1 tRNA gene and 2 rRNA genes (1 of these 3 cut by a window edge) are annotated in these 2,500 nt (G+C 56.8%); all 3 read right to left on the bottom strand.

From position 1 onward, the window contains the following. Positions 1-465 precede the first annotated feature (465 nt). Positions 466-542 (bottom strand) — tRNA-Met (locus FJ443_RS16420). Positions 543-776: 234 nt separating this feature from the next. Continuing rightward, positions 777-891: ribosomal RNA gene (gene rrf / locus FJ443_RS16415) — 5S ribosomal RNA — on the bottom strand. Between the two features lie 272 nt (positions 892-1,163). After that, positions 1,164-2,500: ribosomal RNA gene (locus FJ443_RS16410) — 23S ribosomal RNA — on the bottom strand (it continues 1,474 nt past the right edge of the window).

Here is a 2,500-nt window from a genome sequence, read left to right as displayed (position 1 = left end):
TTGGTCCGATTGTCTCGCAGACAGGTTCGGATCGCTTGATTCGGCATAACCGAGATATCGCCTCGGTCGGGCCGTCGCGATCGGGGATCGCGCCTGCAGCCGATAGGTGGGATCTGCTCCTCGCGATCCCGCCGGGACAGCTGGCGCTGAAGCCGGCTGGGATGGAATCCTGCCGGCTGAATCCATTTTGCATTTTCGAGGCTGGCCTCGGCTCTGGGAAGCCCAATTTTCCGCCGCGCGAGCTGAGAGCTCGTCTTGGCCCCGAGGCATGGAACGACCGAGGCTTGGCCCTGGTCGCTTTGGCTTGGCTTTGGCGGGCGGATTGTGTTTGGTTTTGCGGGCTTTGTTTTTGACCTTGGGCGTCGGCTTTGGGTGTTTGCGGGCCCGTGATGAGGGTTCTCAAATCAGCGGGCGGCCATCAGTCGGATACAAGAACAGCCCGGGGTGAGCCGGGCTGTTTTGATTTGGTTGCGGGGACAGGATTTGAACCTGTGACCTTCAGGTTATGAGCCTGACGAGCTACCGGGCTGCTCCACCCCGCGCCACCTATGAGCAAGCGTGAGCTTGCTTCGACCTCTGGAAGCAGGTGTTTTCTGCTTCGATTTCTGGAAGCAGGTGTTTCTGCTTCGATGTTTGGAAGCGGGCGATTGCCTGCTTCGCGCCGCCAAATTGAAAGGGCCGCTTACGCGGCCCGTTGTCCCGTTGGCGGGCCTTGTTCGTGAAGAGAAGATTTCACATCCATCCGATTGGATGTGAGTTTAACGTGCGTTTGGCAGACCTGGCAGCGACCTACTCTCCCGCGTCTTGAGACGAAGTACCATCAGCGCTGGAGCGTTTCACGGCCGAGTTCGGAATGGGATCGGGTGCAGCCGCTCCGCCATAACCACCAGGTCGGCAAAACGCACGTTATTCGAGAAGCTGGGTTAGGGATTGGGCAGAAGGCAATAGTGAATAGGGGATGCCTATTCACTATTGGCTCGTTGCTCTTCACCTGTCTTTTTGTGCCTGAGCGACATCCACAGTTTGCTTTCGGGCGAAGCCCGCAAGCGCGACTGCGCGTCGCCGGTCGTCCGGCGCCCTCGCGGAGCATAGGCCCGTAAGGGCCGCTCATGCGTGAGCGCTGGCCAGACCATCGTGTTTCACGATGGGCATAAGGAATGAGAACGATCAAGCCGATCGAACTATTAGTACCGGTAAGCTTCAAGCGTTGCCGCTCTTCCACACCCGGCCTATCAACGTGGTCGTCTTCCACGGTTCTCAGGGAATACTCGTTTTAAGGTGGGTTTCCCGCTTAGATGCCTTCAGCGGTTATCCCGTCCGGATATAGCTACCCTGCTATGCGGCTGGCGCCACAACAGGTCCACCAGAGATCCGTCCATCCCGGTCCTCTCGTACTAGGGACAGATCCTTTCAATATTCCTACACCCACGGCAGATAGGGACCGAACTGTCTCACGACGTTCTGAACCCAACTCACGTACCGCTTTAAATGGCGAACAGCCATACCCTTGGGACCTGCTCCAGCCCCAGGATGCGATGAGTCGACATCGAGGTGCCAAACAACCCCGTCGATATGGACTCTTGGGGGTCATCAGCCTGTTATCCCCGGCGTACCTTTTATCCGTTGAGCGATGGCCCTTCCACGCGGGACCACCGGATCACTATGACCGACTTTCGTCTCTGCTCGACTTGTCAGTCTCGCAGTCAGGCAGGCTTATGCCATTGCACTCAGCGAACGATTTCCGACCGTTCTGAGCCCACCATCGCGCGCCTCCGTTACTCTTTAGGAGGCGACCGCCCCAGTCAAACTACCCACCATACATTGTCCCGGACCCGGATAACGGGCCGCGGTTAGACATCCATAGTGATAAGGGTGGTATTTCAAGGGTGGCTCCACCTGAGCTGGCGCCCAGGTTTCAAAGCCTACCACCTATCCTACACATGCCACTACGAATGCCAATGTAAAGCTATAGTAAAGGTGCACGGGGTCTTTCCGTCTAACCGCAGGAACCCCGCATCTTCACGGGGAATTCAATTTCACTGAGTCTATGCTGGAGACAGCGGGGAAGTCGTTACGCCATTCGTGCAGGTCGGAACTTACCCGACAAGGAATTTCGCTACCTTAGGACCGTTATAGTTACGGCCGCCGTTTACTGGGGCTTCGATTCAGAGCTTGCACCCCTCCTCTTAACCTTCCAGCACCGGGCAGGCGTCAGACCCTATACGTCGCCTTGCGGCTTCGCAGAGCCCTGTGTTTTTGATAAACAGTCGCTACCCCCTGGTCTGTGCCACCCTCCTCTGCTTGCGCAGAAAAGGGTCACGCTTCTTCCGAAGTTACGCGTGCAATTTGCCGAGTTCCTTCAGCATAGTTCTCTCAAGCGCCTTGGTATACTCTACCAGACCACCAGTGTCGGTTTCGGGTACGGTCTATAAGGAGGAGCTATTTCCTGGAACCACTCCGCTGCCCGTTCAATCCGATAAGATTGGACAACTTGTGTGAT

It is taken from the genome of Mesorhizobium sp. B2-6-1, from assembly GCF_006440475.1.
Lineage (GTDB): Bacteria > Pseudomonadota > Alphaproteobacteria > Rhizobiales > Rhizobiaceae > Mesorhizobium.
The sequence above is the reverse complement of the archived record's forward strand: the minus strand, read 5'-3'. Positions and strand labels throughout refer to the sequence as shown.